The organism is Microcoleus sp. Pol11C3 (genome assembly GCF_036701485.1).
Taxonomy (GTDB): domain Bacteria; phylum Cyanobacteriota; class Cyanobacteriia; order Cyanobacteriales; family Microcoleaceae; genus Microcoleus.
In genome coordinates this window covers 50601-76064 of record NZ_JAUBQW010000005.1, presented here as the reverse complement: position 1 = coordinate 76064, position 25464 = coordinate 50601, and the positions used below count along the sequence as shown (strand labels likewise).

20 protein-coding genes and 1 tRNA gene are annotated in these 25464 nt (G+C 46.6%); 12 read left to right on the top strand and 9 right to left on the bottom strand.

The window, feature by feature from the left end:
• Positions 1-91 precede the first annotated feature (91 nt).
• The 3 genes from QUA40_RS02970 (at position 92) to QUA40_RS02960 (ending at position 2022) form a co-directional block, all read left to right on the top strand.
• Complete coding sequence (locus tag QUA40_RS02970; RefSeq protein WP_333121650.1) at positions 92-991, top strand: methyltransferase domain-containing protein; 900 nt, start codon at positions 92-94, stop codon at positions 989-991.
• A gap of 109 nt (positions 992-1100) precedes the next feature.
• Positions 1101-1829: an HAD family phosphatase gene (locus QUA40_RS02965; RefSeq protein WP_333121649.1), complete on the top strand. Its 729-nt coding sequence runs from the start codon at positions 1101-1103 to the stop codon at positions 1827-1829.
• A 120-nt stretch (positions 1830-1949) separates the two neighbouring features.
• Positions 1950-2022, top strand: a tRNA-Ala gene (locus QUA40_RS02960).
• A 16-nt stretch (positions 2023-2038) separates the two neighbouring features.
• Here QUA40_RS02960 and QUA40_RS02955 read toward each other — a convergent pair.
• Positions 2039-2215: a hypothetical protein gene (locus QUA40_RS02955; RefSeq protein ID WP_333121647.1), complete on the bottom strand. Its 177-nt coding sequence runs from the start codon at positions 2213-2215 to the stop codon at positions 2039-2041.
• Between the two features lie 333 nt (positions 2216-2548).
• On the opposite strand from QUA40_RS02955, the gene urtA reads away from it, so the two are divergent.
• The 7 genes from urtA (at position 2549) to QUA40_RS02920 (ending at position 9623) form a co-directional block, all read left to right on the top strand.
• A complete protein-coding gene (gene urtA / locus QUA40_RS02950) occupies positions 2549-3871 on the top strand; it encodes an urea ABC transporter substrate-binding protein (protein ID WP_333121645.1) in 1323 nt (440 codons plus the stop codon).
• A 302-nt stretch (positions 3872-4173) separates the two neighbouring features.
• Positions 4174-5328 carry an ABC transporter permease subunit gene (locus QUA40_RS02945; RefSeq protein WP_333121692.1) on the top strand — a complete coding sequence of 385 codons (1155 nt, stop codon included), beginning with the start codon at positions 4174-4176 and terminating at the stop codon, positions 5326-5328.
• Positions 5329-5355: 27 nt separating this feature from the next.
• Positions 5356-6498, top strand: a complete 1143-nt coding sequence (gene urtC, locus QUA40_RS02940) for an urea ABC transporter permease subunit UrtC (protein WP_333121643.1) — start codon at positions 5356-5358, stop codon at positions 6496-6498.
• 312 nt (positions 6499-6810) lie between these two features.
• A complete protein-coding gene (locus tag QUA40_RS02935) occupies positions 6811-7533 on the top strand; it encodes a TIGR00266 family protein (protein ID WP_333121641.1) in 723 nt (240 codons plus the stop codon).
• Between the two features lie 135 nt (positions 7534-7668).
• On the top strand, positions 7669-8415 hold the full coding sequence (gene urtD, locus QUA40_RS02930; protein ID WP_333121640.1) for an urea ABC transporter ATP-binding protein UrtD: 747 nt from the start codon (positions 7669-7671) through the stop codon (positions 8413-8415).
• A 72-nt stretch (positions 8416-8487) separates the two neighbouring features.
• Positions 8488-9186 carry an urea ABC transporter ATP-binding subunit UrtE gene (gene urtE / locus QUA40_RS02925; protein ID WP_333121639.1) on the top strand — a complete coding sequence of 233 codons (699 nt, stop codon included), beginning with the start codon at positions 8488-8490 and terminating at the stop codon, positions 9184-9186.
• Positions 9183-9623, top strand: a complete 441-nt coding sequence (locus QUA40_RS02920) for a hypothetical protein (RefSeq protein ID WP_333121637.1) — start codon at positions 9183-9185, stop codon at positions 9621-9623. Before urtE ends, QUA40_RS02920 begins: the two co-directional genes overlap by 4 nt.
• Positions 9624-9627: 4 nt before the next feature.
• On the opposite strand, the gene QUA40_RS02915 is transcribed toward QUA40_RS02920, so the two are convergent.
• From QUA40_RS02915 to QUA40_RS02885, 7 genes are all read right to left on the bottom strand, one after another.
• Positions 9628-9882 carry a hypothetical protein gene (locus QUA40_RS02915; protein ID WP_333036453.1) on the bottom strand — a complete coding sequence of 85 codons (255 nt, stop codon included), beginning with the start codon at positions 9880-9882 and terminating at the stop codon, positions 9628-9630.
• A gap of 16 nt (positions 9883-9898) precedes the next feature.
• Positions 9899-10639: a pentapeptide repeat-containing protein gene (locus QUA40_RS02910; RefSeq protein WP_333121636.1), complete on the bottom strand. Its 741-nt coding sequence runs from the start codon at positions 10637-10639 to the stop codon at positions 9899-9901.
• 66 nt (positions 10640-10705) lie between these two features.
• Positions 10706-11182: a chemotaxis protein CheW gene (locus tag QUA40_RS02905; protein WP_333121635.1), complete on the bottom strand. Its 477-nt coding sequence runs from the start codon at positions 11180-11182 to the stop codon at positions 10706-10708.
• 199 nt (positions 11183-11381) lie between these two features.
• The gene (locus QUA40_RS02900; RefSeq protein WP_333121634.1) at positions 11382-14192 is read right to left on the bottom strand and encodes a hybrid sensor histidine kinase/response regulator; all 2811 of its coding nucleotides are present in this window, start codon (positions 14190-14192) and stop codon (positions 11382-11384) included.
• 397 nt (positions 14193-14589) lie between these two features.
• The gene (locus QUA40_RS02895; protein ID WP_333121633.1) at positions 14590-20379 is read right to left on the bottom strand and encodes a PAS domain S-box protein; all 5790 of its coding nucleotides are present in this window, start codon (positions 20377-20379) and stop codon (positions 14590-14592) included.
• Between the two features lie 99 nt (positions 20380-20478).
• On the bottom strand, positions 20479-20982 hold the full coding sequence (locus tag QUA40_RS02890; protein ID WP_333121632.1) for a chemotaxis protein CheW: 504 nt from the start codon (positions 20980-20982) through the stop codon (positions 20479-20481).
• A gap of 257 nt (positions 20983-21239) precedes the next feature.
• Positions 21240-21605, bottom strand: coding sequence for a response regulator (locus QUA40_RS02885; protein ID WP_333121630.1), 366 nt, complete (start codon positions 21603-21605; stop codon positions 21240-21242).
• 937 nt (positions 21606-22542) lie between these two features.
• On the opposite strand from QUA40_RS02885, the gene QUA40_RS02880 reads away from it, so the two are divergent.
• On the top strand, positions 22543-23277 hold the full coding sequence (locus QUA40_RS02880) for a phosphoadenylyl-sulfate reductase (RefSeq protein WP_333121628.1): 735 nt from the start codon (positions 22543-22545) through the stop codon (positions 23275-23277).
• A gap of 290 nt (positions 23278-23567) precedes the next feature.
• A complete protein-coding gene (locus QUA40_RS02875) occupies positions 23568-24545 on the top strand; it encodes a class II fructose-bisphosphate aldolase (RefSeq protein WP_333121626.1) in 978 nt (325 codons plus the stop codon).
• Between the two features lie 54 nt (positions 24546-24599).
• Here QUA40_RS02875 and QUA40_RS02870 read toward each other — a convergent pair whose 3' ends face one another.
• The gene (locus QUA40_RS02870) at positions 24600-25439 is read right to left on the bottom strand and encodes a Uma2 family endonuclease (protein WP_333121624.1); all 840 of its coding nucleotides are present in this window, start codon (positions 25437-25439) and stop codon (positions 24600-24602) included.
• Positions 25440-25464: the final 25 nt, after the last annotated feature.

The window sequence follows — 25464 nt, the reverse complement described above, 5'->3', positions numbered from 1 at the left end:
GGATAGAAGTTCTAGGGGACAAACAGCTTTAATTAATGCTAAATTTACGGCCGTTGGCTAAAATTAGAAGAGTTTTTGTTAAAGGTGTTTTATGGCTGTTGGCAAGGATACAATTTTCGAGCGCTTTTTGTCGCCCCTGATTCGACTGGCGATCGACGAAGAAGCACTGAAACGACTCTACGAAGGCATCGACTGGGAAACAGCGGGCGATCGCTACCGACAACCCGACTTAGTTTATCCCGAATATTACAGCAGCCAAAACTTTCACGGCATTAAAGGCGGCTACCTCAACCCCAGTGCCGCCGTTTCCTACGATCCAATTACCCAATATGTTTTGCCTCCCCACGAAACAGTCGTCAGACAAGGCTTAATTGACGCTGTGCGGGTGAAACCGCGCCGAATCATCGATTTGGGATGCGGCACCGGTTCGACAACGCTCATGCTCAAGCAGGCTTTTCCCCAAGCGGAAGTTGTCGGCCTGGACTTGTCGCCTTATATGCTGGTAGTCGCTGAGATGAAAGCGCAAAAAGCCGGCTTAAATATCGAGTGGTTGCACGGAAATGCCGAAAGCGTTGCTTTTGCCGATGGCAGCTTCGATTTAGTCGCAGCTTCCTTGCTGTTTCACGAGACGCCACCTGCTGTGTCACGGGCAATTTTGCGAGAAAGCTTCCGACTGCTGAAGGTTGGGGGACAAGTGGCAATTTTGGACGGAAACCAAAAAACTTTGCGGCAGACAGAGTGGCTGACTGATATCTTTGAAGAGCCTTATATAAAGTCTTACGCGGCTGGCAGCCTCGATGCTTGGGCGGGGGCGGCTGGATTCGCGGCGGTGCAAACTCGCGAACACTGGTGGACGAATCAGGTGACGCAGGGTGTGAAACCTTTGCCTGGGGAAGATTTGGAACAGGCAAAGGTGGCGAGGGGGTGGAATAGGGGCGATCGAACTCCTGATTTTGATGGCGATTTACCAGGCATTCCGGCTCCTGCTTGATTTACAGAATAACCACCGACTGGAAGTCGGGGCAACACAAACAAAGTCCGCCTTCGCGGACTGAATAATAACTAATAACTAATAACTAATGACTAATGACTAATAACTAATGACTCTAAAAGCAGTTTTATTTGATTTTAATGGCGTTATTATTAATGACGAGCCGATTCACGAGAAAATAATTGATCGATTGATGCTCGATGAAAATCTCCAGCTCAAACGTGGGGAGGTTCGAGAAGTTTGTTTGGGAAGGAGCAATCGCGCTTGCATTACCGCACTGCTGGAGCGCCGGGGACGATTTCTGACAGAAACATACCTCGATCGGCTGCTGCGGCGCAAGGCCGAAGCTTACAAAGCTCAAATAGATACTTTGGAGAAACTGCCGATTTATCCGGGTTTGGCAGAATTTATTGACAAAATTCGGGTCGCCGGACTGAAAATGGCCGTAGTTAGCGGGGCAATGCGATCGGATATAGAATTGGTGTTAGATCGGGCCGGTTTGGCAGCAAACTTTGAGTTAATTGTCGCAGGCGACGACTTGACGGCGAGCAAACCAGCACCCGATTGCTATCTATTGGCTGTGGAACTTCTCAACCAGAAATATCCCGACTTTAACCTGCAACCGATCGAGTGTTTGGCGCTAGAAGATAGTTTTGCGGGGATTGAAGCGGCGAAAAAAGCGGGGATTCAGGTAGCGGGTGTGACTCACACTTACCCGTTTCACATGATCCAGCGCCAAGCTAATTGGACGGTGGACTATTTTGCTGATTTAGAGTTGGACAGAGTGGCCGCACTTTGCTCGATCGTCCGTACTGAGCCGGCTGCGGAAAACACTTGACGTTTTTAGCAGTTACGTGGTAATGTAGGTGACTGTCTGCGAACATTAGAGCAAGCAAGACCTGTAAGCCTTTTAGATTCGGCAATCCAGCATCTAAAATGCTAAATTAAAACTCAATCAGGGGAATTAGCTCAGTTGGTAGAGCGCTGCGATCGCACCGCAGAGGCCAGCGGTTCGAGTCCGCTATTCTCCATAAATCAGGGACATTTCTACAGGTGACGATCGTACTCAAAGCGAAGTGCGATCGTCACCTGCTTTGATACTCGCCTATGAGTGTGCGATCGACCCGGTTGCCGCTTAAGTTCTAGCATTAATAATCTGTGGAGAACCAGAAACCCGGTTTCTATTTTGTGCGATCGACCCGGTTTATACCTAACTGGTATCATTAATAAGATAATTTATGTAAAGAAACCGGGTTTCTAATTACACACTAATTCCTGAAAAGACGTATTTTGGTGTTTAAACCCGGTTTTCCCAAAAAATCCGGTAAGCCCGCGATCGCAACCCTGATGTCATCAGTCAATCTAAAATCTAACATGGTTTCCGCCCCGGTTTCTGTTGCAGTTGCCCTCAATCCCCACAAAACATTCAATTTGTCACAAACAATAAGTTTTGTAGCTAAAAATACAACAGTCTGCTGAAGCGAGTCTTAATATCAAGTCGCTATGTGTTATTATTCTCAATCATCTGACTCATCTATTCAAGAGTAACAAGAAAAAATGACAAAGCGATTTGATCGGCGGAAATTTCTTTTATACGGTTCTGCTACCCTCACATCAAGTTTATTTCTCAAAGCTTGTAGAACTCCCACTCCAACAGCAACTCCAGTCGCTTCTCCCACATCAACAGGAACTACACCAGCAGCAGCCGGGGGCGGAAACACGATCAAAGTAGGAATTTTGCATTCCTTGAGTGGCACGATGTCAATCAGCGAAAAAAGCGTTGTCGATGCCGAACAATTAGCGATAGAAGAAATAAATAAAGCTGGCGGTGTCCTCGGCAAACAAATCGAAGCAATAATAGAAGATGGCAACTCAGACTGGCCGACTTTTGCCGAAAAAGCCAAAAAATTGATCGACCAAGATAAAGTTGTCACCGTCTTCGGCTGCTGGACATCCGCCAGCCGCAAAGCAGTATTACCAGTATTTGAAGAAAAAAATCATATGCTCTGGTATCCTGTACAATACGAGGGTCAAGAGTGTTCCAAGAATATCTTTTACACTGGGGCAGCGCCTAACCAGCAAATCGAACCAGCAGTGGACTGGCTGCTAGAAAATAAAGGCAAAAAATTCTTCTTAGTCGGGTCTGACTACGTTTTTCCCCGCACGGCAAATACCATTATCAAGGCACAGCTAGCAGCCAAAGGCGGCGAATTAGTTGGGGAAGATTACATTCCTTTGGGCGGGACAGAAGTCACGCCAATTATTACTAAAATTAAGGCAGCTTTGCCAGACGGCGGCGTCATTTTCAATTCTCTTAACGGCGACAGTAACGTAGCATTCTTCAAACAGTTGCAGGGTGCAGGTTTGGGGCCGGACAAATATCCGTCAATGTCTGTCAGTATTGCGGAAGAAGAAGTAAAGGCGATCGGCGTAGAATATCTTAAAGGCCATTACGCCGCCTGGAATTACTTCATGACAGTGGAATCTCCGGCTAATACAAAATTTGTGGAAGCTTTCAAGGCAAAATACGGCAAAGATAGAGTGACAAATGACCCGATGGAAGCAGCTTACATCATGGTTTACCTGTGGAAGCAAGCTGTCGAGAAAGCAGGAACAGCCGACGATTTAGAAAAAGTGCGGGCAGCAGCTTTGGGTCAAACCTTTGACGCGCCGGAGGGCAAAGTTACGATGGAAAACAACCACCACATTTCTAAATTTGTGCGCTTGGGCGAAGTGAGAGAAGACGGTTTATTTAACATCGCTTTTGCTACACCAGAAGCAGTGAAGCCGATTCCTTGGAATCAGTTTGTAACTGAAACAAAAGGGTTTGCTTGCGATTGGTCTGACCCCAAAAAAGGCGGCAAATTTAAGAGTACATAATTAAGTAAATTTTCAACTCTTTCGGGGTGCGCGTAGCGCACCTTTACCCTTACATAACTCCGCACCTAAAACGTCGCTCCGGGTGCTTAGGACGCACCTTCCCCTCATACAAAAACTCGCGTCTTTAGGGTGCACCATTCGTACCTTTACCCGATTTAATAGCTCACCTAACACATCGGTGGGTGCGCTGAGGTTCCAGCTTACCTTTATACAAAAAGCCGCGTTTTTAGGGCGCGCAATGCCCACCTTACTATTACATAATTCACCAAATATGATAGAAAATAGGAGCATACAAAGTGGCGATGGGCTTATTGGACGGTTTATTTAACGGCATTAGCATCGGCGCTGTTTTACTAATTGCAGCCCTGGGATTAGCGATTATTTTCGGGCTGATGGGCGTGATTAATATGGCTCATGGCGAGCTGATGATGCTGGGGGCTTATACAACTTTCGTGGTGCAAAATGTCTTCAAAGGTATCGGAGGATTGGCATTTGAAACCTATATTTTATTTGCAATTCCCCTAGCTTTTTTAGTAGCTGCATTGGTAGGATTAATTCTCGAACGCGGAGTGATTCGCTATCTTTACGGGCGGCCACTAGAAACTCTGCTAGCAACTTGGGGTGTAAGTTTAATTTTGCAGCAGTTTGTCCGCAGCGTCAGTTGGGTTCTGGTAATTGCGATTGCGGTGTTTTGTTTGCTGTTTTTTGGCGGTTTGCGGTTGCTAAAATCTCGCCTGGATTTCGAGCGCATTCGCAACAAAATTATCGCCCTAATTTTGCCTTTATCTTTGGGTATTTCCTGGGCGGTGAGCGCCTTTTTAGGGCAAACTTACAAACTGGCAGTAACTCAACCTTGGTTTGGCGCTCAAAATGTGGACGTAACTGCACCGAAATGGTTGCGGGGTGGCATACCGCTGGGCAATTTTCAGTTGCCCTACGCCCGAATTTTTATTATTGTTCTGACCGGAATTTGTTTGGCGGGAATTTACCTATTTTTGCAAAAGTCTGTGTGGGGATTGCGGATTAGATCCGTGACACAAAATCGCAGCATGAGTGCGTGTTTGGGAATTCCTACCGAACAAGTAGACGCGCTGACTTTTGCTTTGGGTTCGGGGTTGGCAGGTGTCGCTGGGTGCGCGATTAGTTTGATCGGTTCGGTAGGGTCAAATACCGGACAAAATTATATAGTCGATACCTTTATGGTGGTGGTTGTGGGCGGTGTCGGCAAGATTGTGGGGACTGTAGTTGCTGCGATCGCGATCGGCACTGCCAATTACCTGATCGGTTCTGGAACCTTAGCATTAATGTTCGCTCCTATCAAGCCTTTAGCCGACTTCTTCACATTTTTCGCCACAACCAGCATGGCAAAAGTAATGGTATTCGCCTTAATTATGGCTTTTCTGCAAGTGAAGCCGGGAGGGATTTTCCCGCAAAAAGGGCGGACGGTAGAAAATTAAAAATTACAACTGCGAGTGTAGCGAAAAATGCAGAAAACACATCAAAAACCCTGGCTAAAAGAAGTGGCAATTGTCAGCGCGATCGCCCTTACATTCATCTTACTCATCCCAGGAATACTCCCCGACGTTCGGCTCAATCAATTGGGGCGATTTTTAGCACTAGCAATTGCAGCCCTCGGCATAGACTTGATTTGGGGATACACAGGTTTGCTTAGTTTAGGGCATGGGGTGTTTTTTGCGATCGGCGGCTACGCCTTCGCCATGCACCTAAAACTGCAAATTCCCCCAACCGCCAGCAGTCAATTGCCAGAATTTATGAACCTCTACGGTGTTACCGAACTCCCCTGGTTTTGGCAACCATTTTATTCATTTCCCTTATCAGCAGCAGCAGTAGTTCTCATCCCCGCCATCTTGGGCGCACTTTTAGGTTATTTAGTATTCCGCAATCGAATTCGAGGTGTTTACTTTTCAATTCTTACCCAAGCAGCAACCATTGTATTTTTTAACTTCTTTAACGGTCAGCAAAAACTGATTAACGGCACCAACGGACTCACCGACTTTAAAACCCTGTTTGGAGCCACAGTAAATGACCGAGATACTCAATATATTTTTTACATTCTCACCATACTATTTTTAGCAGCAACTTACGCCCTGTGCCGGTGGCTGACCAGCGGGCGTTTCGGCCGCCTGCTAGTCGCAATTCGCGACGACGAAGTGCGCCTGCGTTTCTCAGGTTACAATCCCACAGGATATAAAGTTTTAGTCTTTGCAATTTCCGCCGGTTTAGCCGGGATTGCAGGCGCATTATTTACCGTACAAACCGGAATTATTTCCCCAAAAGCAATGGATATTGCCTTTTCAATTGAAATGGTAATCTGGGTAGCAGTGGGAGGTCGCGCCACATTATCGGGAGCAATATTAGGAGCGCTGCTAGTCAACTTTGGCAAGAGTTTCTTGAGCGAACAATTTCCCGAAGTGTGGCTATTTTTCCAAGGCGCGCTATTCTTAATAGTAGTCACAGTGCTGCCCGACGGCTTAGTCGGATGGCTGCAACATCAAAGTTTTGACCAAATCCGCAGCTTGTTCAGAAGACCGAAGTACGTATCTACTTACCCCAGCCTGGAACAAGACCCCCAAGTGCAGCGCGAAAAAGAAGAACTTGAACATTGAGTGGAAAAATATTGTGTAATTTAGAAGGAGGTTGACACAAATCAATGTCACCAGGCAGCGAGGAACGAAGTAATCGCCATAGACTTGGGAAAAGCTGCGTTTTTCTATGAGAAGATGCAATATATATGTCCACCTACTTAGGAATGAGAATTAAATAACCTGCAATTTTAATTGTTCTTGTGGGATGAGCGTCTCGCCCGTCCCTTATAGACGGGCGAGACGCCCATCCCACAGGCTTATGCAAATCATTTAATTCACGATTCTTAGATATCAGTAGCAAGCAGCTTCGTCCTTTAAATTGAGGAAAAACAGATGGCAGATATTATCGACTACAAAATCTACGGCGACGATTTGCAACTCATCGAGATTGAACTCGACCCCAGAGAAGGCGTCAGGGCTGAAGCTGGAACCATGACATACATGGAAGGCGACATCCAAATGCAAACATCCACAGGCGGCGGCTTATTTCAAGGTTTCAAACGAATGCTGACAGGAGCGGGTTTTTTCATTACCACCTTTGTCAACGCCGGAAATCGCAAGGCCCGCGTAGCTTTTGCCGCCCCATACCCAGGTAAAGTAATTCCCCTAGATTTAGGCCAACTTGGCGGTAAATTTTTGTGTCAAAAAGACTCATTTCTCTGTGCGGCCAACGGCATTGAAATTGAGGTAGCTTTTACCAAGCGGCTCGGTGCCGGTTTCTTTGGCGGAGAAGGTTTTATTCTGCAAAAATTGCAGGGTGACGGGCTAGCTTTTGTTCATGCGGGAGGAACAATAGTTGAGAAAAATCTGGGCGTTGGCGAAGTGTTACGAGTAGACACCGGCTGTTTAGTAGCTTTTGCCTCCACAGTAGACTACGACATTCAATTTGTTGGCGGGTTTAGAAATGCTTTATTTGGAGGTGAAGGCTTGTTTTTGGCAAAGATGACTGGGCCTGGTAAAGTATATGTGCAAAGTTTGCCACTCTCGAAGTTAGCTGAACGCATTTTAGCAGCAGCTCCGCCTCCAATGTCGAGCAGTTCTAGCAGTTTTACTTGAGAGTAAACTGCCAGCAAAAAGGAGAAATGCTGGTGCCACGGAAGGGCAGAAAATCTGCGTAGTAAGGGAGGATATTTGCTCTCCGCACCTACAAGCGGTATCGGTTGTTGTTCATTAGTGAGTTAATTGCTAATTATGAATGGAAAAGTCTTAGAAATAGAAAACTTGACTGTTAGTTTTGATGGTTTTAAAGCTATCAACGGTTTAAATTTCAGCATGGATGCGGGCGAACTGCGAGTTATCATTGGCCCTAACGGTGCGGGGAAAACAACTTTTCTCGATTCGATTACGGGGAAAGTGCAGCCGACAGAGGGCAGGGTATTATTTAAGGGACAAAATTTGCGAAAGTTGTCGGAAGATAGGATTTCGCGCTTGGGAATTGGTCGCAAGTTTCAAACGCCGCGAGTTTACTTGAATTTAACGCCGCGCGAAAATTTGGAATTGTCTTGCAGCCGCCATAAAAATGTTTTTTCTACTTTATTTAAGCCTGCTTCTGCTACTGAAAAACGCACGGTTTCCGGTTTGTTAGAAACAATTGGTTTAGTTGCTAAAGCTGATGTTTCGGCTGGTTTGCTTTCTCACGGGGAAAAGCAATGGTTGGAAATTGGAATGTTAGTGGCTCAATCTCCTGATTTGTTGTTGGTAGATGAACCTGTGGCGGGTTTGACGGATGAGGAAACGATGTTAACTGGAGAGTTGCTAATTTCGCTGGCCGAAAGTCATTCGGTGTTGGTAATTGAACACGATATGGAGTTTGTGCGGCAAATTGCGCGGCAGGTGACGGTGTTGCATCAGGGTGCGGTTTTGTGCGAGGGGACTATGGATGAGGTGCAAAATGACGATCGGGTAATTGAGGTATATTTGGGAAAACCGGAAGAATAGTTATTAGTCAACAGTTAACAGTTAACAGTTAACAGTCAACAGTCAACAGTCAACAGTCAACAGTAAATAATTATGCTACAAGTTTCTAATTTGAATGTTTATTACGGTGAAAGTCACATTTTGCGCGATGTCGATTTAAGCGTCATGGCAGGGCAAATGGTTTGCTTGATCGGCCGCAATGGTGTGGGCAAAACTACTATGCTAAAAACGATTATGGGGTTGCTGCAACCGCGCAGTGGCACTATTGCTTTTGGTGGCGAATCTATTGCTTCTAAGTTGACTCACCAGCGGGCTAAAATGGGCATTGGTTACGTGCCTCAAGGACGCGAAATTATTCCCCGTTTGACGGTAAAAGAAAATCTATTGTTAGGTTTGGAAGCTAAACCAACCAAAATCAAAAATCCTGAAGTTCCTGATGAAATTTTTGAGTTATTTCCCGTTTTGAAAACTATGCTCGATCGCCTGGGAGGTGATTTGAGCGGGGGACAGCAGCAGCAGTTAGCTATTGCTAGGGCTTTGATGGGTGAGCCGAAATTGCTGGTTTTGGATGAACCGACGGAGGGGATTCAACCCTCGATTATTTTAGATATTGAAGCTGCGGTGCGCCGTGTGGTTGCCACTAGGGGAATTTCTGTTTTGTTGGTGGAGCAACATTTGCATTTTGTGCGGCAAGCTGACTGGTATTATGCTATGCAAAAAGGCGGGATTGTGGCTTCTGGAAGCACTAGCGAGTTAAGTGATGAGGTGATTCAGAGGTTTTTGGCTGTTTGAATAGAATTGAAGGAAGGCACGACACGGATTTTGACGATGACAGCGAGCGCCTCAAAGAGCAAGAAGGGCAAGCGTTTAGATTGGAAAAATGGCTTATTCGTCTGGGTTCGCTTGGTATTCTGCGATCGCAGTTTGGATTTCCTTGGCGGAGACATTTTCTTGTTCTGATTTCGAGTAAATCAGGTGTAAAACAACTTGAGTCGGTGATTCAACTTGATAAATCAAGCGATAACCGCCGCTCTTACCAACTTGGGCATCACTGTTTTTACCCGGACTTTGTAAACGGTGTATTAAGTCCCTGTAATCTGGTTTCCTATGAAGTTTCCTTGGATAAGCTCATCAAGGACTGGCTGAATATCGGTTTGAATTTGGCGATACTTTTTAGCGAGTCCTTTGAGGCGACGTTTGAAGAGTACCGTGAATGTGACTTGGACTGACATATCAGACATTGATACCGTCCCAGAGTTCGGATATGGGAAAGGTTTGTCCCGCTTTGGCTTGGTGGAGGGAGGCTTTCAGATCGGCGAGGATTTGCTCGTTGGAGTCGGTATCTGAGTCAAAATCTGAGTCGAAGTCTGGGGCGATCGCGGATTGTGTCCGACTGGTCAAAAATTCCAGAAATGCCAGCGTTTGCTCTAAAAGTGGCTCAGGAGTCCGTTCGATCGCTTCGAGAAGGCGTTGTTTAATCGGCGACATAAGACTACCTCTATTATTAATTATTTTTTCTGCCGTCTGGCATTGTGGTGCCGGCCATACTTGCTCGATCGATACTAGCGCCATCTATATTAGCATTGCGGAGGTTGGCATCGGAAAGATTGGCATCTCTCAAGTCGGAAAATCGCAAGTCTGCACCGTCTAAATTTGTCTTTGTCAAGTTAGCTTTTCTGAGGTTAGCGTTGCTGATTCTCGCTCCTACTAATTCGGCTCCGCTTAAGTCTGTGCGAGCTAGATTGGTGTTGACAAAATCTGAGATCTCGAAGCGACTACCGCTGAGGTTGGCATCTGATAAATCTGATCCTGTAAGGATGGGATTTTTTAAGTTAATGTTAACTAATTTTACGGCTCGGAGGTCGCAGCGGGAGCAGCTTTGAGTTAGCAGCAGCGTTTCGACGTTGGCGTTGATTTGGTCGATTTGTTGCTGGGAGAAATTTTCGGCAAATTCTGGGGAGACGTAGCCGAGTTTTTTGGGGTCGTTTGCTTTTGGTTGGGGTGTTTGTATTGGGGGTGTTTGGATTTGTTGGGGTGCTTGGATTGGTTGGGGTGTTTGTGGTTGAGGTGTTGGGATGGGTTGCGGTGTTGGGATGGGTTGGGGTGTTGGGATGGGTTGCGGTGTTTGGATTGGTTGGGGTGTTTCTATTTGCCCGATCGCACTTAGTTGCAGCCCCACCTTCGGCAGTCCGAGAGTTCCTGCAAAAATTAGTAGCGCGATCGACATTATTGTGAGTTTTTTCATAAATCAATAACTTTTTGTTTGCAAAAATACCATTTATATGGTATAATAACTCGAAAAGTTCACACTCTACATTTCGCTAAATAAATCAAAATTTAGATAAAAAACTTCGGAACCATCAGGTGCGCGAATTAACTTTTCTATTACCGGAGGCAGTTGCTGTTGACGGTACAATTCGGGAATCTCGCAGAAGCTTTCTTCGGTAATTTCCAAAATTTTTGGCATATCAGGAAGGGGAATCCCCAACCGATCGCTTTTATTTAAGGTACAAATAATCAGGTATTTGTACTCAGAAATGCTCGGACTGCTGGGAAATATTGTGGATAAATTAATTATGGTAATCAATTCTTCTTGATGCCGCAATAAACTATTACCGCTAGGTAAAGTGCCGTAGGAATTAAAGTTTTTAACAATGCGCTCCACTCGTTCAATAGGAACAGCATAGTAAATATTCCCTATTTCAAAGGAAACAAATTTTTTAGGGGCAATTCTAACAGTAGCTTGTTTCTTGCTCCGAAAGCGGCGATTGTAATTGGCGTGAGTCATGCGATTTTAGATTTTAGATTTTAGAGTGAATATTATTGGATTGAATATTATTGGATTTTAGATTTTAGATTTTAGATATTGGATTTTAATAGGTGAGTCGGCTGCGTAGCTTCCCACTAGAATTTGCGTATTCAATTACTTTTTGCCTAAGTTGTGTTTGAGATTAGGGATTATTTGATGGGAAATTTGAGATTGTGGATTAAATTATTGAGTGGTGGATTAATTTGGGGATAGCTTGTAAAAGTTGGGCTTCGCTGTAAGGTTTGGTGAAATATTGATTTGCGCCTAATTCCATTGCCATTTGCCGATGTTTTTCGCCGCTGCGGGATGTCAGCATGGCTACGGGAATCTTAGCAAACCGCTCGGTCAATCTGATCGCTCGCAAGAATTCAAATCCATCCATCCGAGGCATTTCAATATCCACGATCGCCAAACTGCAATCAAGACCATTTTGCAACTTTTCCAGGGCATCTACGCCGTCTTTAGCCTGTACCACCCGGTAGCGAGCACGAGTCAGCGTCAGAGACAGCAACTGCCGAATTGTATAGGAATCGTCCACTATCAAAATCTGCGGTGACTGACTCGAACTCGGCGGTATCTCCTGCACTTTACCGGACATCTCGGCGATCGAACTATTTGCCACAGGTTGGCCCACCAAATCGTCCACATCCAGAATATTCACCACGCGCCCGTCTCCCAAAATTGTACTCCCCAAAATCCCGCGAGGCTTGGATAGAGGCGGTGGCAAAGGTTTAACCACAATTTCCTGCTGGCCAATCAGCCGTTCCACTGCCACCGCCAGCATTCCTTCGGTAGAAGCCAAAACCAGGACGGGAATTTCGTCTTGGGCCAAAGGGTCAGGAGAGGGGGCATCCGGCGGGAGGACGCTGTATTCGAGCAAATCTTGCATCCTCACCAAACGAATAAATTCCTCTCGCCACCACAGCATCGGCTGATTGCCGGCGATGTGAACTTCCGAGGCTTTAATGTGCAGAATTTCCTCGACTGCATCCAGCGGCACTGCTATTTTATTGTGATCTGTCCTCACCATCAGTGCATCAGTAATCGACAGCAGCAGCGGCAGTTTGATGATAAAACTCGTACCTTTTCCCAGGCGAGAGTCTACCTTCACAGTCCCCCGCACAGTCCGCAAATTTGTTCGCACCACGTCGAGCCCGACTCCCCGCCCCGAAAGGTCGCTGACCCCTTCTGTAGTGCTGAAACCCGGCCAAAACAGAAAATCGTAGAGTTCGGCAATGGAAAATTCTTGAGCTTGTTCCTCCGTAGCCAAACCCTTTGTGACAACTTTACGGCGAATCATTTCCGGGTCAATGCCTTTGCCGTCATCGGCGACAGTAATAATAGTTTGGCCGCCTTGGTGGCGCGCTTCTATTTCTATTTGACCGCTGGCGGGCTTGCCGCTTGCTTGCCGAACTTCGGGCATTTCGATGCCGTGGTCGAAAGCGTTTCTCACTAAGTGTATTAAGGGGTCGCGCAAAGCATCCAGCAAACTTTCGTCAATTTTGGTATCTCTTCCCACTAGCAGCAGGTTGACCTCCTTATCGTATGTGAGACACATCTCCCGAAGCGCTCTGGGCAAGTGATCGACGGCGCGACTGAAACTCACGACTCGCAACTGCATGACGCGGCTGCGTAGTTGTTCGGTAATGCGGCGCAGTTGGTCGGTACTGCGCTCGAATTTCATGGCTAAGGTGTCTAATTTGGTGGCGGATTGAGAAATTGCTTGGGCAGTTTCGATGACTTCTGTGGCTGTCGAGTGGAACTCTGTATAACGATCCATCTCTAAGATATCGAAGTGAGCATGAACCGGAGAGGATTTGCCGTTAGCAATCATGGGGAATTCTGTTTCTGCAGCAGCAAGTTTTCCCAATCCAGAGTTCCCGTTTCCCCCTCTCCACTCTGCAAAACTCAGTCTGTCGTATTCTTCTCGCAACTGACCGCCGAATTGGTTCAAATCTATGATACTGCGCCGGATGCGCTTGACTTCGCCGCGCAGCTCGGATTCTTGAAGTTCTAAATTTGTACGGTTGATGACTAATTCTCCGACTAGATTCACCAATTCAGTTAAGCGTTCTAAGTCTACGCGAATTGTCGGCCTTTGCGCGCTGGGGGCTGGGGGAGAGGGGGAGGCTGGAAGTGTGGGGGAGGCTGGGATTTCGGGGGGACTGGGGGACGGGGAGGGAGGGGGAGTGGGGGACGGGGAGATTTTGGGGACTTCGATCGCCTTTCCTTCCAATATTTGTTGGCGTGCGGTTTGCAAGTTTTGGGCGATCGTCCAACCCTCGGATTGCAACCGTTGTAGAGTCAAGTCTGGAGAGTCAATCAAATCTCTCAGGGGTTGGGCGACTTTCCCAAAATCCGGCAATTGCAGCATTCCAGCCAAACCGGAGAGTTGATAGTAAACCTGGTTGAGGGCGGTCACGCTTTTTGCCAAATCTGCCTCAGAAGCTTGAGAAATCTCGGTTTCCAGGCGATTGAAGAGTGGGAGTAAATCGTGTTCAAAAATCAGTTTCAGGGTTTCCGGGGCTGCCGATTGGCTGGCTGCGGGGGGTGGCAACTGTTCTGACTTGCCGTACTTAGCCTGGAACTGAGCGAAAATTTGGGCGATCGCCTCCAAGTTTTCCGTTTGATCCGGAGTGGTGACATCCGAGTGTTGAACTGATTCGATCGTAATCTTTTTGAGAGCATCCACCCCTTGCAGCAAAACAGTGACAGTAGTCGGTTCCAGAGCCGACAAGTCTGTGCGATCGCGCAAAATGACAAAACAGTCCTCCAGCGTGTGAGCCGCCGCCGATACGTTTTGAAAGCCCAACATCGAACCCGCACCTTTAATCGAGTGAGCCGCCCGAAACATTTCTTTAACTGCCGCTTGTCGCTCTTTCAAACCCGCAGCTTCCATCGCCAGCAGATTCGTCTCCATTAACTGAAGAAACTCTTCGCATTCTGCGGTAAAAGCATCTATTAATTCGTTTAAATCGTCATCATTCATATTAGTCTGTTGTCTGTTGACTGTTGACTGTTGACTGTTGACTGTTGACTGTTGACTGTTAACTGTTGGCAGTTTTTTTATATATGATGTCCCGTTATTTAACTGTAATTGTTGCCCGGGTGGGTTCACGATTATCTATAAATTCGCATTCAGGATATTTGTCAACCCGCCCCGACAACAACGATAGTTATTAGTGAGTCGTATAACTGTCAACTGTCAACAGTCAACTGTCAACTGTCAACTGGTAAGTGTTCAGGGGGGTAACGAGAGAATAAGGGTTTCAGGCGATAAAATCACTTGACTTAGCCTCCTAAGTTCAAACTTAGGGGTTTAATAGTGTCCCAAACCCTATTAACTTCGTACCCCCCCTGAACACTTACGTCAACTGTCAACTGAACTAACTGCGGAAATTTGCCACCGACTTTTGCAATTGGCCCAGAGAACCAGACAGCTCGTCCAAAGAAGCCTTGACATCCGCACCTTTTTGTGCGGTCGTATTAGCAATCTCGTTGACTTGCTGCATACTGTTAGAAACTTCCTCAGCCGAAACAGTTTGCTTGGCAGATGCGCGAGTAATATTCTGCACCAAAGCATTCATTTCTCGACTAACTTCGATGATGGCATTGAGGTGAGTTTTAGCTTCGCTTGCCAGCTTAGTGCCTTCCACTACCTCCAGCGTCCCCGATTCCATTGCCTTCATCACGCGGCTGATTTCTTCTTGAATTGTACCGACAATTTCGGAGATTTCCTCAGTAGCGCCGGCGGATCTTTCTGCTAATTTCCGCACTTCTTCGGCGACAACTGCAAAGCCTAAACCTTGTTCGCCGGCTCGCGCCGCCTCAATAGTAGCATTCAGAGCTAATAAATTAGTTTGCGAAGCAAGTTGAGAAATCGAAGTCACAATTTTGCCAATTTGCTGCGAAGATTCGCCCAAACGCTTCATCATTTTCGAGGTAGAGGCGATCGTCAACCGGAGCCCGTTAATGCCTTCGACAGCTCGATCGACAGCCATACCGCCGACTTCAGCCGTGTGAGAAGACTGCTGGGCGACGGTTTCAGCGCGCACTGAAACATCCCGCACGTCGCGGATCGAATTCACAATCCGCTCGATTTCGCGCATGATGGCAGATATTTTTGCTGCTTGAATTTCTGCCTGTTGGGTGAGTTGACTGGTATTGTTAATTGACTCGTCGGTGGCAGATGTTACCTGTTCAGCTAAAGTTTGAATTCCCGTTACCACTTTCCGCAGAGAACCGATTAAGAAGTTGAAAGAGTCGGCGACAGCACCTAAAACGTCGTTAGTCACTTCCGCCCTGACTGTCAAGTCGCCTTGAGCCGCCCCTTTAATTTCTCCCAACAATTTAAGGACTTGCTGCGTCAGAGAATCAGCTTCAGCTTTACGTTCTGCTGCCAATTTTTCTAGTCGTTCTTCTGCTTCTTTGCGCTCGGTGATGTCAAAGCGAATGGCGATATATTTAATTATTGTGCCGGTGGTATCAAAAATGGGAGATATCGTCGAATCTACCCAGTAAAACGAGCCATCTTTGCGTCGATTTTTGACTTCCCCTTTCCACACCAAACCGCGAGAAAGTGTCACCCACATTTCTTCAAAAAATGATTTGGGATGGTAGCCGGAATTGACGAGGCGGTGGTTGCGGTGCAGGAGTTCTCCCATGCTGTAACCGGAGATTTCAATGAATCTGTCGTTGACGTAGCTAATCATGCCTTGGAGATCAGTTTCGCTGACGATCGCCGATTCGTCTAGGGCATTTTGCCGCGTTTTGAGTTCTTGCAGCAAGCGTTCCTGTGTCTCTGCCAACTGCTGCATTCGCTCCTGGGATGCTCTTTGTTCGGTGACGTTGCGGCAAACGACTACGCCGCCTTTAAGTGCCCCCGTTTCGTCTTTGAGCGGCCGGCCGTTAACTTTCACCCACAGGCCCTCTGGCTTCCCTGCGTGGCGGGTGAAAAGGTCTACTTCGTCAACGGCTTCTCCTCGAACCGTGCGCGCTAAAGGTATTTCGGCTGGGGGATAGGGAGTTACGGTATCAGGCAAGAATAAACCGTATTTTGCCGACCATTCGTTGAGAACAGCATCTGTCGCACCCATGCCAAACATATCTTGGGCGGCGGGGTTGAACAAAATAAAATTGCTATTTTCGTCGGCAGCAATTATGCCGTCGCCAATGCTGTTTATTAGCAGTTGCAAGAGATTGCTTTGTTGCCGAAATTGCTGTTCGGAATTGGCTAATTGGGCTGTTGTTGTTTCCAGTTGCACCATCGCGTGTTTGCTTTCGGTAACGTCGCGAGCCACTGCATACATGAGCTTTTGTTCGGTTTCTGGTCGCACTTTCCACGACAGCCATTTGTAGGAACCGTCTTTGCAGCGGTAGCGATTTTCAAAAGACTTTGTTTCGACGCCGGTGGCTATTTTTGCCGCTTCTTCTAGGGTTGATTCGTGATCGTCTGGATGGACGAAATCGATAAAATAGTTGTCTTCGATTTCATGCGCCTTGTAGCCGAGGGTTGTTACCCAAGCCGGATTGATGCGCTTGAATTTGCCTTCAAAATCTATAATACAAATCAAGTCTAGGGAAAGGGTAAAAAATCGATCGCGCTCTACTTCTGCTTTTTTGCGATCGGTAATTTCGATCGCCACACTCCCGATACCGATGGGTTTGCCCTCAGATCCGGGCAAAGGAAAGTATGACACCAGCCAATCTCGTACGACGCCCGGTTCGTGGAAGAGCGAGCCCGACACCTCAAGGTTTAACAACGGTTGGTTGGTGGCGAGAACCTGCTGCACCAGCGGGTCTAGGTTATCGCTCATTTCGGGTACAACTTCCCTCAGCGTCTTACCGAGGTGTTCGGCAACTGAGAAGCCGGTGGTTTCCGCTAATTTCTCGTTGACTTGCACGAAGCGCAACTGCTGGTCAAAAATACACATTGAGGTGGGGGCGGCTGCGAAAAATGCGTCAAAGCGACTTTGACGCAAAACTAATTCTCGTTCTAGGGCTTTGCGATCGCTAATGTCGCGGCCTTCTGGAATTAGCATCAAGACTTTGCCACTGTCGTCTACGATCGGCTTGATCGAGAAGTCAACGGTTGCTACTGCACCGTTGGCAACTAGCACATCCACTTCGTAACGGACTACCTCGCCGGCTGCGGCGAGGGCGATCGCTTCTCGTATCTGTTGCTTGGTTTCCGGGGAAATCTGCCACCACAGGGTTTCGGAAAACGGAGTGCCTATTATTTCTTCGCTCCGCAGGCCTGCGGCGGCCAGGGCTGTTTGGTTGGCTTCCAAAACGGTGCCGTCCGGTTTGAGCAGACCTATGAATTGGAACGATTGGTCGAAAATGGCTCGGAATAGTCTTTCGCGATCGCGCAGCATCTCTTGTGCACGTTTGCGATCGCTGATGTCGCGAGTAACTGTAGCTAGGCCCATAGGCTCGCCGGTTTCTGGGTGTTTGACGGTAAATAGGGTGAAGTCAACCGGAAAGTCTTCACCGGTTTGAAAGTTCCTCAAGCGGAATTCGCCCTGCCAAAAACCGTCTCGCACAGTAGCCGGGAGGATTTCTTCTTTTAAGGTTTTAGCATCTTCTGATGAGAAGAAGTCATAAACACTTTTGCTTTTGACTTCTTCAATATTTGGCAATTCTACGAGTTTCATTCCAGCGGGATTCAGGTATGTTGCCTCTCCCTCCAGGGTTGCCGTACCGATAAAATCCGAACTACTTTCTACGATCGCAATCAATCTTTTCTTTTCGATTTTGGCTTGCTTGCGCGCAGTGATATCCTTGTTGGTTTCTAAAATTGCTTTGGGTTTTCCCTGTTCGTCTCGCTGCAAATTCCAGCGACTGAATACGGTGATTTTGGTATCCGAATTGGTAGTGTGAATTAATTCTCCTTCCCAATAATCTTGCTCTTCTAATTGTGCCGAAATAGCTGCTAAAGGCTGGGGGAAAATGCTATGCAATAGAGTATGGGTAAGTTTCCCCAAGGCTTCTTTTTTTGTCCAGCCGTACATCCGTTCGGCTCCCTGACTCCAATAATTAATCGTGCCATTCATATCCCGAACGATCAAGGCATCGCTGGCAAGATCGAGCATTTGCAAGTTCTGCTGCAAGGCTTCTTCTGTGCGTTTGCGTTCTGTAATGTTGCGGGCGATCGTTGAGACAAATTCAACTTCTGAATTCTCGGATTTATGGGCAATAATTACTTGAGAAACTGGTATTTCTTTGCCGTCTAAAGTTTGCCAAATTGTCTCGCCACTCCACGCCCCGTCCCGGCAAGCTGCGGGGATGCCGACGTTGATAATAGTGTCGATACTTTTGGGCGATGTTAGGTCGGAAATGCTGACTGCGGCTAAATCTGAGTCCTCGCCAACTCTCAACATTTCTCTGGCTGCGCGGTTGAGATAAATGGTGCGCTGTTGGGTGTCGGCGATGCCTACCCAGTCTGTTGTAGTTTCTAAAATTGCTTTGAACCGCAATAGTTCTTCTTCAGATTTGCGGCGCTGTGTGATGTCGCGCGCCAAGCCGAGCATTCCTAAAATGTTGCCTTCTGCATCTTTGAGGGGCAATTTCTGGGTGTCGAAGGTGTGTACTTTGCCGTCGGCTAAGGTGCCTAAGTCGCTGGAGCCCGGCGCGAGGTGCTTGTCGGCCCGGAAGTTTTGGATTTGGTTTTGGGAATCGGTTTCGGCGTGGAAGTTGGGGAAGATGTCATCAACCGATATGCCGATTTCTGCGTCGTCTTTGCCGATAATTTCTGCTTGAGTTTTGCCGAAGGCGGCGGCGAAACCTTCATTGACTAGGGTGTAGCGCAAGTTTTGGTCTTTGACGAAGATGCAGTCTGGGGTAGCGTCAATGACTGTGCGGAGCAAGTTTTGGGAGCTTTCTGCTTCTGTGAGTGTGTGCCGCAGTTGTTCTTCCATTTGCAAGCGCTTGGTGATATCTCTCATGGCGCAAACGAGGACTTTCCTGCCGTAGGCATCTACAAATGTTGATTTTTTGGCGGAGAAAAAGTGGGTATTTCCTGCTGGGTCTGTGAGGGTTTTTTGGATTTCGCTGCTGCTATTTGTCAAAAAAACTAATTCGTCTTTTTCTCGATATATCTCTGCTTCCTCTTTGGGCAAAAACTGATCGTAGGATTTGCCAATTAGTTCTGATCTGCTGCGACCCAGGGATTGACAAAAGGCATCGTTTAATGTTAACCAGCGGTGCTGTTCGTCTTTGACGTAAATCGGGTCTGGGATGGCGTTGAGGATGTTGTTTAAGAATTGTTCTGAGGCTTTTAATTGCTCTTGGACTGCGGTGCGATCGCGAATTTCCTGTTCCAATTGTGCGTTAGTTTGCAGGATCTGCTCGGTTCTTTCATTCACTCGCTGCTCTAGTTCTGCACTTAGCTGCTGCAATGCGAATTCGGCTTGTTTGCGCTTGGTAATCTCCCGGCCTTCTGCGAGGATTTGAAATACTTCTCCTGTTGCATTTAACAGTGGCTTAAATGACAAGTCAATTACTGTTACCTGGTTGTTAGCTCCGGTAATTTCGTATTCTTCCCGGACAAAATTCCCGGCAGAAACTTGTTTAATGTTCGTTTTTAGGCGCTGCTGGTTGGTTGGGGATGATGCCCACCCTGGTGTCAGCCAAAATTTCAGCCCCTGCACTTCTGATGCTGGGAAATCTCCCAATTTTAGCGCTGTCTGATTGGCTTCGATCAGAGTACCGTCTGCCTCCAATAATGCGATCGCTTGAAAAGCTTGGTCAAAGATTGCGTGAAATCGCTGGGTTGTTTCGCTCAGCGCTTGTTCTGTTTGTTTTTTAGCGTTAAGGATGCGGGTGGAACCTACTAAGAAGCCGTAGCGGTTGGACAAACTCAAAAAAGCGATCGCCGCAATTACAGTGATCCAATCGAACACAGTTTGCACTACCGCAGAGTGCGGCAGTCCTAGGTATTCGGCAGCGTGGCCGCTGTGGCCGAAAGCGCAGCTCCAAAATATGCCTGCTGTGACTGTGGCGAAGATGTCGAACCCGAATTGACGGTTTCGCCACATAGCTAAGCTGATTAGCCAAGCGATGGCAAAGTAACATCCAGAAATGATGACATTAGCAGCCCCAGCTACCAGCGATGGGGAGAAGTCAGGCAATGTCAGGGTGAAAGTCGTTGCGATCCAGGTATAGAGAAGTTTCATGAGAAAATTTATAGTTGGTAACTCAGTAGATTTTAGATTTTAGATTTACTCCATATTCTTCCTTTTTCAACTCTCAACTGTCAACTCTCAACTGTTTAATTACCAGCGTTCGGAATGGGCGATCGCTTCTACATCCACAATCATTAGCAAGCGTCCTTCGGCATTGTACAGACCTTTTAAGAAGGGAGCTAGGTCGGGACTCACATCTAGTGCTGAGACAATGCGATCGGGATGGAGAGGTAAAACTCCTTCGACGCGGGAGACGGCTAATCCCAGGCGGATTCTCGACAACAATCTCACGTCTCGCGGATCGGGCGCTTCTACAACTAAGATGCGGCTGTTTGGGTGGTAGATGTCAACCGACTCAATACCGACGAACAGTCCGAAGTCTGCTGCTGCTAAGATTTCGCCCCGCAAGTTAGTTAATCCCAGCAAAAATGGCAGGGTGTTGGGAACCAGAGAAATCGGTTGTTCCTTGAGGGAAAGGACTTCCCGCACTGCCTCTAATTCTATGGCGAACAGACTGCCTCCTTGACCGAACAGGAGAAATTGCTTTGTTATACTTGTCTGATTGCCCCCAGCGGGGGGAGCATTTATTTTCATGGCTTATTTTTAATTTATAGTGTAGCTTACAAATTAGAATTTTGCTTTGACCCTAAAGTCGATCGCCAATCTAGTTTTTCTGGATCTGTTTTGCTGCGTCAAATGTTTCTGTTAAATAAATCGCGGCTGGGCAAATAAGCAGGTTGCTATCATTAAATATAAAACTTTTATGGAATTCAAAAACCCAGTTTCTTTAAAAAAACGGGGTTTGTCGGTATAATATTTTTGGGAACGCTGCCGAGCACTTTATATTTTGTTTACGCAGATAGCAGGCGCTGCACGATGTTTACGAGTTGCTGAGGTTCAAAGGGTTTGCTGACATAAGCGTCGGCGCCTAAATCAGTTCCCCAAGCTTTATCGATCTCGGTGTTTTTATGAGTACAAAATACTACGGGCAATTTGGCAGTTGCGCGATCGCCCCGCAATTCTCTGATCACTTCAAACCCGTTCATTCGTGGCATCACTACATCTAAAACGACCAAAGCTGGAGGGGTTTTGCGGATCATGGCGATCGCTTCTTCGCCGTCACCTGCCCGGATCACATCCAATCCGGCATCTTGAAGAATGCGGCAGATGATTTCTAGTTCGCTCTTAACGTCGTCCACTACTAAAATTTTGGACATGATTCCACACTTCCTTGCTGTTATTGACAGCGGACTACGTTTATTCAGAAGCTAGCGCGACCGATGGCGATGGGACTAGACCGCTTTGCGGACAAATTAATGTACTTCCAAATACAATATAGCCGATCGTATGGCTGAAGGTTAGCTGTCAGGGATAAAAAGCGATAAAAATTTACTTTACTAACGGAATCGCTCTGAATAAAGTAATCGGCAATTAGTAATTAATTCTTGTAAAGCGCTGTGTTAAAACCAACAGCTCTTAGTAGAAGGAGCGACTGGGTACCAAAGCGGGATTTTCTACGTATTTTTTTTAGATTTGTTCCCACTTATCTAGTTAAGTGCATTCCTAAATAATGCTGGTTAATTTATTTAATTAGCGCAAATAACAGCCACTTAAAAGTAGATATTGGGCGGTAAATACTGGTGTTGAGAGAAACTTTGTTCACTTAATATACAGCGCTATATTTTTGAGCTAGCGCTATTTTGTAATTAATAATACAAGCTTAATTTGAGGATGGTAACAATGACATTTAAAGAATTTTATTATCTGTAATTTATAATTTGGGGGCCAAATAAATTGACCGCGCGATAGTCCCATTTTACACAGTCGAGGAGTGTTGAGTTCACCAAAACTACTACCAGCAGGCGATCGCCATCCTTGAGCTTGATTGTGGACCCAGCCGAAAAGACTGCTGGAAGATGCGGTCAATCGATTTTAGATTTTAGATTTTAGATTTTAGATTTTAGAATTGAAGAAAGCGCTCCCACTGATAAATCCGGGGGCGGGTGATGAGCAGTCGGAGCTTTTTTCTCGTTTCACGGATGAATCCGGGGGCCCCGGACGACATTGCTTGATTGTCAAATTAGTCGGTGAGGGAGAGACAGCGATCGGCTATAATAAAGGGCTAGAGGAAAAGAACACCGAAAATCCGAAAATATGGTTGCCATCCAAAGAAATCTCAACATTGCCACGCTAGAAGCAGAATACAGTCAAAAAACACCGCGAGACATTCTCAAATTTGCCCTAGAAAATTTTGACAATATCTCCATTTCTTTCAGCGGGGCTGAAGATGTAGTTCTGATCGATCTGGCCTCAAAAATCACTAATAATTTCCGCGTTTTCACCCTAGACACCGGACGATTGCACTCAGAAACTTATCAGTTTTTGGATCAAGTCAGAAAACATTACGGCATTAAATTAGAAGTAATGTTTCCCGATGCAGCAGAAGTACAAGCCCTAGTAGAAGAAAAGGGATTGTTTAGTTTTTATCAAGACGGTCACAAAGAATGCTGTGGCGTGCGGAAAGTCAAGCCGCTGCGCCGCAAACTGAATACTCTCGATGCTTGGATTACTGGTCAGCGCAAAGACCAAAGTCCCAGTACCCGCAACGGTATTCCGGTCATTGAAGTTGACACTGCATTCTCCACTCCCGACCATGAATTAATTAAATTTAACCCCTTAGCAAACTGGTCTTCGGCAGAGGTTTGGGAATACATCCGCGCTTTGGATGTGCCTTACAACAAGTTGCACGAACGCGGTTTTGTAAGTATTGGTTGCGAACCTTGTACGAAGCCGATATTGCCTAACCAACACGAACGCGAAGGTCGCTGGTGGTGGGAAGAAGCGACCGTAAAAGAGTGCGGTTTGCACGCTGGTAACGCACAAACATAGTAAATCACTCTAGGAGTAAGGTGCGCTAGGCGCACCCTACTATTTGTTTGGTGCGCTGCACCTTACCCAAGAATAAATGCACCTCACATAAATCGTAGCCGAAGAATTCGCAATTAAAATAAACACAAATTAAGCTGAGCTTGCCCTTGAACTTTGATATAATGCTCGACAGTCAGAATAAATGCTAGCCGAAGAATTCGCAATTAAAATAAATACAAATTAAGCTGAGTTTGCCCTTAAACTTTGATAGAATGATGAACATTCAGAAAAGTTTTTAAAGTAGGTACTATATGCTCGCCTCAACTAACGAATTGCTGAACACGGCTTTGAGAAATGGTTATGCGATCGGCGCTTTTAACGTCTACAACCTCGAAGGAGTAAAAGCCGTCATCAAAGCGGCTGAAGCGCTGCACAGTCCTGCTATACTGCAACTTCACCCCAGCGCCCTCCTATATGGAAAATCGCCTTTAGTCGCGCTGTGCCTCAAAGCTGCGCGCACATCTTTCGTGCCGATCGCAGTACACTTAGATCACGGCACCTCAGAAAAAGACATTCACATCGGTCTAGCCGCCGGCATTAAATCCATTATGGCAGACGGTTCTCCTTTGCCATACGAACAAAACTTAATATTTAGCCGGGAAATGACTAAATTAGCCCACGCTAACGGTGCGGCAGTTGAAGCAGAAATCGGCAGAATTAGTGGCAGGCAAGACGGTTTGACAATCGATGAGAAAGCTGCAAGGATGACCGATCCAGTAGCAGCAGTAGAGTTTATCAAAGAAACGAAGGTGGATTTTTTAGCCGTAACAATTGGTAACGTTCACGGCAAATATTTCAGCGAACCAAAACTAGATTTTCCTCGTCTGGCCAAAATCCGGGCTGCTGTTTCAGTGCCGTTAGTGATGCACGGTGCTAGCGGTTTGCCGGAATCAATGGTTCATCAATGTATTAAATTGGGAGTATCGAAATTTAATGTGAATACAGAAGTTCGCGAAGCTTATATGGACGTGTTAAAAAGTACCATTTCTGAGGCACATCCTGATTTGTTGGAAATAATGGAAAAATCTATCAATGCCATGCGATGGGTCATTTCTGACAAACTGCAACTTTTCGGTTCTGTCGGTAAAGCTTATTTGCATCACTCTCTCGACGCGGATGACTTGAGTGCAAAGAGTACCAGCAACAAACAAACAAGCCGCAACCAATCAAGTTTTGATCAAATGTTAAAGCCTGTGTATAGTGAGGCTTTCAGTCTTCTTGTGAAGTAAAAAAAACTAAAGTCCTGACTGCGAACCCGTTTTTAGTCAGGACTTCAGTCCTATTTAACCGTTTAAAAATCGATCGGGATCAATGCCAGATTCCCGCAGCCGCCGAATTAAAGACTGCAATTGAGCTTCGGCTGACTCGGCCCGCTGCCGTTGCTGTTCCGCTTCAGTCAGAATCCAATTGCCATCAACATCATACCAGCGCAGCCACAGTCGATCGATTCCCTGAAACTCTCCTTGCCACAAACCCAAGCCCAAACTTAGCTCAGCAATCCACACTCGCGAATCGGGCAATTCTAATTCTTGATAGTGTCCGCCCTTCAATTCAAACACTCGCAACCTGTTAGTATAACGACTGAAAACGGCATAAACAGGAACCCGCAAAATTTGCTCGTAAACCTCCCATTTTCTCGGCGGTTCCTCCTTCCTCTCGCCTTCCAAAACTTGCCCGTTACCCGCAGTGTTTCCCGACTGAGGTGGCAACTTTTCCTCATTGGTATTGTCGCCTAAATCTTCTTTTTCCGTTCCCGGCGAAAGCAGTTCTACAATTACAAAAGGATTCACGCCTTCCTGCCAAGTAACATAACTCATTCGCAGTTCGGATCGATCGTAAAGTCGGGGAACTCCCACAACTCCAAACCAATCCGGCCGCTTGTGCCACAGAGTATGATGCACGTCATAATAAAGGTTCATGTCGGTGCCACTAAATATCTCAGAAGCTGGATAATTCCGAGGTCGAAACGTCAGGCTCAACAACTGCGGCTGCAAATCGTGAAATTCGTCAGGCAAACCAGGTTCCTCCGGGTCTTCGCTGGGTAAATCGTACATCGTCGGCAGCGTTTCTCTGGGCGATCGCGGCGGATCTGTTTGCGGCACAGGATATTTAAAAGGCAACATATAATATTGAGAAATGACTGCATTT